Source organism: Bradyrhizobium sp. WSM3983, from assembly GCF_000473045.1.
In the GTDB taxonomy this organism is placed as follows: Bacteria; Pseudomonadota; Alphaproteobacteria; order Rhizobiales; family Xanthobacteraceae; genus Bradyrhizobium.
In genome coordinates this window covers 207492-213722 of record NZ_AXAY01000015.1, presented here as the reverse complement: position 1 = coordinate 213722, position 6231 = coordinate 207492, and the positions used below count along the sequence as shown (strand labels likewise).

At 59.0% G+C, this 6231-nt stretch carries 5 protein-coding genes and 1 pseudogene; 2 read left to right on the top strand and 4 right to left on the bottom strand.

Annotation, left to right across the window (positions count from 1 at the left end):
* A pseudogene (locus tag YUA_RS0122600) lies at nt 1–196 on the top strand (methyltransferase); the annotation flags it as partial.
* A gap of 42 nt (nt 197–238) precedes the next feature.
* Here the strand turns inward: YUA_RS0122600 and sbmA are convergent.
* The 3 genes from sbmA to YUA_RS48540 all read right to left on the bottom strand — a co-directional run bounded on the left by sbmA (nt 239) and on the right by YUA_RS48540 (nt 2930).
* Entirely contained in the window at nt 239–1429 is a 1191-nt protein-coding gene (gene sbmA, locus YUA_RS44750; protein WP_245285228.1) for a peptide antibiotic transporter SbmA, read from the bottom strand.
* A gap of 180 nt (nt 1430–1609) precedes the next feature.
* On the bottom strand, nt 1610–2491 hold the full coding sequence (locus YUA_RS0122590; RefSeq protein ID WP_035971471.1) for an alpha/beta fold hydrolase: 882 nt from the start codon (nt 2489–2491) through the stop codon (nt 1610–1612).
* Between the two features lie 61 nt (nt 2492–2552).
* A complete protein-coding gene (locus YUA_RS48540; protein ID WP_084292785.1) occupies nt 2553–2930 on the bottom strand; it encodes an NUDIX hydrolase in 378 nt (125 codons plus the stop codon).
* A gap of 617 nt (nt 2931–3547) precedes the next feature.
* Between YUA_RS48540 and YUA_RS0122580 the strand changes: the two genes are divergently transcribed.
* Nucleotides 3548–4927, top strand: a complete 1380-nt coding sequence (locus YUA_RS0122580; protein ID WP_027532743.1) for an integrase family protein — start codon at nt 3548–3550, stop codon at nt 4925–4927.
* Between the two features lie 138 nt (nt 4928–5065).
* Here YUA_RS0122580 and YUA_RS0122575 read toward each other — a convergent pair whose 3' ends face one another.
* Nucleotides 5066–6193 carry a mandelate racemase/muconate lactonizing enzyme family protein gene (locus YUA_RS0122575; RefSeq protein WP_027532742.1) on the bottom strand — a complete coding sequence of 376 codons (1128 nt, stop codon included), beginning with the start codon at nt 6191–6193 and terminating at the stop codon, nt 5066–5068.
* Between the last annotated feature and the right edge of the window lie 38 nt (nt 6194–6231).

Genomic DNA, 6231 nt, shown 5'->3' with positions numbered 1-6231 from the left:
GCCGACGGCAGAATATCCGGTGGCTTCGATCATACGCGCGGTGCTCCCGCGTCTGCTCAAGCACGGCATCGTGACGGAGACGGACGCCGACGTCGATACGCTCGACGAGCGCCTTCTGGCTGAGCGCAAGCAAAACAATGCCACCTGTCTGTGGGAATTGGTGTTCTGCGCTTGGGCGCGGAAGCCGGCAAGATGAGAGACCTGTNCCAGTTCGTTAGAGCTGGGCTGGGATTTCGCATCATCCCAACGACAATGGCTCCGTCTCTGTCTCAATTGAAGGCAGCGGCTCGCCATGGAGCTTGGCCTCGAAACTCCGAAGCCGTTGATAGATCGAGATCAGCTCGACGATCGTGCTCCAGGCGTTGACGAGATACTGAAACGAGGTTCGGACCTGCGTGAACGCGTTCAAAATCTGGTTCATCGCTCCCAGCGTGATCTTGCCGGCAATGATCGTCGGTGCGAGCAGGACGTAGGGAAAGATGACGTCGGTCTGCAGGTAGACAATGCGGCCAATGTTGAAATACATGAAGTTCAAATAGAGGCGAAAATAGTTCCTGCGAATATCGCCGAACAGCACGCTCAGGGTCGGTGGATCGGCGCGGGCCGGATCATCCTCACCGAGCACCAGTTCCTTGCGATAGGCGGCTTCGACCCGCTGGTTGAAAAACTCGATCGCAGGCAGGCGAATACCGATCAGAGCCAGAATGCCGGTGCCAAATACCGACCAGATCACCGCAGCAAACACCAACGGATACGGGATTGAGCCGATCACGGGCAACTCCGTGACGCTCCCGGACAGCTTTACGAGAACGGGCAGGAAGGCCAGGAGAGTAAGCACGGCACTGATGAGATTGACGCCCAGACCTTCCATGGTGCTCGCGAAGCGCATGGTGTCTTCCTGCACCCGCTGCGAGGCGCCTTCTATGGTGCGCAGCCGCGACCAGTTTGCGACGTAGAAGTCGTTCATCGCCGTCCGCCAGCGGAAGATGTAGTGGCTGACAAAGAACCGCGTCAGCACGCCGACCACGACTGCCACAAAGGCGATGCCAGCAAAGGTCGATAATTCGGCGTAAAACCGTTCGACCGTGACCGGCGCCGACTTCGAAAGCGCGGCCTGGATGAGGTCGTAGAACGGCCCATACCAGCTGTTGATGGCCACGCTGACCTGGACCTGAAAGTAGGACGTGAACAGGATCAGCGCGGAGCCGAGAATAGACCAGTTCGCCCAGGGATGCGGCGCGAACAGCATCCAGATGGCCGCAAAGACCACGGCACACCCAGCAAAATAGAGGTCGAACCAAAGAGCCGGCGCCGACCAGAACGTCGTCACTCCGATCGGCCTTTGAGTTGCTTCGAACAAGTTATTTGCGAAGCCATACCAGACCAGCATCGCCAATGCGGTCCAGACGATGGCCGAGAGAAAGAACAGCTTGGGTCAGGGAAAGAACGAGACGAACATGGTCACCACTGACAGGTCGGAGGATCCACTGCCTCTTGTACTATAGGAGACCGTCGACACGGCGAAGGGGCCACGCGCTCAAATGGGCGGAAAGGAGCATTCATCAGCCGCCAAGTGACCGCGGCCGGCTCCGATCCGGCCAGCAGCGAGCTACGGGTCTGCCGCAAGAAATGGCGCGACAACGTCCGCGACCTCAGCGGCGAACTCCTCATGTAGAGAGAGTTTGCCCTCAGGAAGACAGCTGCTCTGGATCGTGTCGACCTTAGCGATCGCCTCCATCTCGGCACGCGATCGCGGGGGCGTTTGATTGCCGTAGACCATCAGCATCAGGATCCCCGCCCGTCGCGCCAATGCCAGGAACTGCTCGCGTGTCTCCAGCGGATCGAGCTTCCCGGTCACGAACCTGATCGACGCATATCGAGCGCCGGCGGCCCGAGTGACCGCCAGCTTATCGCGCAGCCGCTCGCCGGTCAGCCATGCCGGATCGGCATAGACATGACCGGCGGCCATGAAGCGAACGACGAGGCGATTGACATTCAGCTTGTAGAGCACGGGTCCGACCACCGGCAGGTCGACAGCCTTGCAAAGCCGATCCAAGAAAGGCCGGCGTCCGTTCATCATGGTCGGCAGAGGTCCGCGCCAAGTCGGCGCCAGCAGCACAAGCCGTGCGAACGAGCCGGTTCGGCTGCAAGCATGGGCAAGCGCGTAGGTCGCGCCGTGACCCGCGGCAATGACGGCGTGGGGATGAGGAGCGACCGTGTCTAGAACATGCTCCAGGAACGCCGAATAGGCGTCAGGTGTCCAGTCGATCGCGGGGCGCGGCTGATCTCCGAACCCCGGCCAATCGACAGACACCGTTCGATAATGCGAACTCAGGCGCTCCTGCAAGGGCCACATTTCATGCCGGGTCGAGATCGAACTCAACGCGGGCAGAAGCAGCACTGTGGGTCCTTGCCCGCAGGTATCGAAGCCAAGATCGATGCTCTTGCCGCGCCACGTCCAGCTCAGCCGTGCAGATTGCATGTGGATCATGGCTGAGCACCGTCTCGCGCTCGATGTAAACCTGATCGGTTCGAAAAAGCTAACGGCGCCTTCAGCTTGGAAATAGCTTATCGCGAATGTAGCGCGAAGTCGGGGTCAATCTGATGCCGCGCGGCTTGCGCCAAACTGCTCTATCGATCTCCTTCTTATCGCCGATTTTCAAGCGGCCGGCCGCTTTTGTTGCAAGAAAAATTGCGTCGCTCATTTTTCGGCCGGACCGGCGGTTCTTCCCCTTCACTTCCTTCCAGAGTTTCAGGCGTCCAAGTTTCAGTTCAGGCAACTCCTCTTCGATCTCTCGACGGAGGCAGCTCCTTTCACTCTCGCCCGCTCGCCTGCGGCCTCCTGGAAACATCCAGAGCCTATCACGCCTGCGTCTGACCAAAAGCACTCGTCCCTTCCTTATGGTCACCAGTTTAGATGATTTCGCCATTTTCCGACGAGTTACCCTCGTGAATCACCAGCCAGTATAGGGCGTTCAGCATCGCCATCAAAGGCGCAGCGCCCCAACAATGCGCGCATCTCATGAAAGACATCTGTGCCGTTTGAGATTACATGACAGGCCGGGCGCGGCACCTAGGCAGCCAATCGGCGCTCCTCTTTGTCGTCCTTTGAGTTGGCGACCGGAGCCCTCTTCAGGAAGCTGGCCAGAGCGGAGGCAGCGTGGCGGAGAGAGTGGGAGTCAAACCCACGATTCAGATCGCCTTCCCATCATGCACGCATCGAGCATCGCGCCGCGTGTACCATAATTTTGTTGTGACAGCCGCTGACTCAGCTTGTCGGAATGACGGACTAACAATCTTCTATAAGTACTTGATTTCGCGATGGTGGGCGCACCAGGGCTCGAACCTGGGACCCGCTGATTAAGAGTTCAACACCATCCCTTCGCCGCAGTTTCCAAACGCACGCCGCGCTACGACCAGCCTTCGAGAACCCCTTTGTTTGTAGGGGTTTCTCGCATAGTTTCGCGCTACGTCGAACTCAGACCTTCCAACTGCTCAATCCGCCAACACCGTTTGATAACCGTTTTGGCAGCCGTGGACTCTCGCCATGACCGATATCCGAATATCTCTCACCGATAAGACGATCGCTCAATTACCCGCTCCGAAGGAAGGCTGGTACCTAGCGCGTGATACAGAATTGAAGGGATTTTTCGTGGTCATTGGAAAGCGAAAAAGGACCTTTACCGTCCAAGGTGACCTCAGGCGAGACGGCAAGCGGGCTTCATCCATTAGAGTTTCCATCGGCGACGTCAGCGAGATATCCACCCGAGCGGCGCGCGCCACTGCTAAGGAGTACTTGGCTCAGATTAGCCGCGGACAGCATCCGAAGGATGAGAAGCAAGCCGAACGGACGAGTCTCGCTCCGGCGTTGGAAACTCGCGGGACGGTCGCGAGCATCACTCTCAGGCTCGCTTGGGATCGATATCTCGAGGCGCATCTGATACGCAAGAACCGCAGCCAAAAGACCATCGAGGGCTACCGCGATCACGTCGAACGAGTTTTTGCGGAATGGCTCGACACTACCCTCCATGACCTCGCAACCGACCCAGCTCGGGTGGCTAAGAAGCATGATAAAGTCACAAGTGAGAACGGGCCATACATGGCCAATGGCAGCATGCGGACTCTGCGGGCCATTTATAATCATGCTCGGAAGACGAACAGGTCGCTGCCGTCAGATAATCCGGCCGACGCGGTCGACTGGAACGTGGAGGAGCGCAGGGACACCGGGATGGGATCGGCCGACCTGAAGGACTGGTTCGCGCAGCTCGCCATCCTCGATAACCCGGTCCGCAGAGAATTCCACCTCTTCACCCTCCTTTGCGGTTCTCGGCCTGCTGCGCTCCAGGAAGCCAAACCGGAACAAATCGATTTTAGGCGCCGTACGCTGCACATGCCCAGACCGAAGGGCGGCAAGAAGAAAGCCTTCGATATTCCGCTGTCGCGTCAGATGATACTTTGCCTTATCCGCGCAGTCCGTTTCGGCAGACAGATGTATCCTCTGCAGGCAGAAGAGTGGGTGTTTCCGGCCGACAGCGCGTCGGGACATTTGGCGGAGACAAAAGAGGACCGGGAAATGCTTTCGAAGTGGGGTAATGACCTCCGCCAAACCTTCCGTACGATTGCGACAGCAGCAGGAGTCTCGGAGGTCGACGCCAAGCTCCTGATGAACCATGCCATACCCGGCGTAAACGCCGGCTACATTACGCGGCACAAGCTTCTTGAAGATCATCTACGCAGCCAGCAGCAGGCGATCAGCAGTGCCGTGTTTCATGCGTTGGGCGCATCGACGAGCAAAGAGGGTGCGCTGCAGGATTGGCTCGGAAGAGGTAGCAGCCGACGTGCAACGAATCCGGCGGCTTCCGATGGAAAACAAGTCCGCCCGGCGATTCAATTTGAAGAGGGATCAATCTGGAGCTTGGCGCGTTGAAAATCTCGACGCTGCTATTCTGCCCATGAATCGGTCCAGTCCATCATGAGCCAATTTGAGCAAGTCATGGCCAAGGAGATCGAGGCCGATCAGGCGAGAGGCATTGTGGCCGGAAGCCAACAGGTCTCACTTTCTGGTCTAGATGCTGCGATAGCGCTCGATATTGGAGAGATCAGGCACTATTCCGAGCCCGGGATTGTGGTTCAGTTGAATCGTGCCTTCCCTCACATTGGCGACCGGACCGCAAAACAAATCGCGCAAGGGATTGTCATTGGCATCGACCTCCAGCCAGCCGTCGCCGCCGATACCAGCAAGCAGATGCGCCGAAGCAAGCAGCCCTATGCCGCCGCCGAGATAGTGCGGACAGAAAGTCTTGTCTGATGCCAGAATCTCGCGTGCGAGGTCGGCACATTTGCTAAGGCCGCCCCATTTGGCGATGTCGGGCTGGACCACGCCGAGCACGACTTCCGCCAGAACTTCCCTGAAATCGTCGACGCTGGAAATATTTTCGCCCGCTGCAATCGGCATGCCCGCGCTTGCGCGCACACTTCGCCACTCCTCACGCGGCCGATCCGCACGGATCGGCTCCTCGAGCCAGCGCAGATCGAACCGGCCAAGACGCGGCAGAATTTCCAACGCCTGCTCCATCGACCAGCCTTGATTGGCATCCGCGGCGAGCATGCCCGTACCAACGATCGCGCGCAGGGCCGCGAGGTTCGCGAGGTCGGTTTCGCCGCCGAACCCGACTTTCAGTTTTAGCGCCCGATGTCCCCGCTTGAGAGCCGCTTCGGCTGTTTGCGCGGCTCCGCCGGGATTGATACCGCTGGCATAGACCTTAATCGCGCTGGCGTGCCCGCCGAGCAGGCGCCACAGAGGCAAGCGCCGTCGGCGCGCACAGAGATCCCATAGGGCGAGATCGATCCCTGCGATTGCCTGCGCGAAGGGGCCAGGTTCGCCGCATTGAAGCGCCAGAACCGCGGTGCCCTTTGTCAGGATCTCGAAGGCTTGCCCAGGACCGTCGAATTTGCGCCCCACAAGACCGGGGGCAAGCACCTCATTAACGAGGCGAGTGCGATGCTCCGCGCCCGGTGCGGGGAAGTTGGACCAGGCTTCGCCCCACCCTTCGACACCGTCCTCATCGACCGCGCGGATGAACACGGCCGGACGGTTCAGCATCTTCCCGAACGACGTCACCACCGGCGTCGCGAGAGGATAACGATAGCAGAATGCCTCGATCGAGCGGATGGTGAAGGTGTCAGACGTCATTTTCGAGATCCAGCAACTAAACTCGTAACATGCGAGGT